The organism is Xanthobacter autotrophicus (genome assembly GCF_029991245.1).
Lineage (GTDB): Bacteria > Pseudomonadota > Alphaproteobacteria > Rhizobiales > Xanthobacteraceae > Xanthobacter > Xanthobacter autotrophicus_C.
Genome location: NZ_JAIVFO010000427.1, coordinates 1 through 405, shown reverse-complemented (window position 1 = coordinate 405; position 405 = coordinate 1). Strand labels below are relative to the sequence as shown.

Genomic DNA, 405 nt, shown 5'->3' with positions numbered 1-405 from the left:
GTGGAGCATGCTCACAAAATTGCAGTTACTGTGCTCAATCCTCTTTTTTTAAAACAGCAATTGAAGTTTATCCTTTTCAAGATTTTGATATTATCGCTTCCGCTGCAGAAAAAACCTTAAACAATGGAGTTAATATATTTGGGTTAGTTACTCAAGGCTATGGATACAAAAAAATTAATAGAGCATTTCAACAAATATTGGATACAATAGATAAGCTCTACGAAAAATTTCCCAACTTGCAAGTATGCGGTTCTTTTGGAATTTTAAGTGAAGAAACTGCAAAAGCATTAGCAGATCATAAAGTTGTTCATTATAACCACAATTTGCAGGTAAACCCTCCTAAGTATAAAGAACTAATTGCGACAACTCATACAATTGAAGAACGTATTGAAACTGTTAAATTAG

Annotated in this window: 1 protein-coding gene; it reads left to right on the top strand. The window is 32.3% G+C overall.

Features of this window, described 5'->3' with window-relative positions:
- On the top strand, positions 1 to 405 hold a 405-nt coding region (locus tag K9U41_RS23530; protein WP_282643239.1), incomplete at both ends, for a radical SAM protein.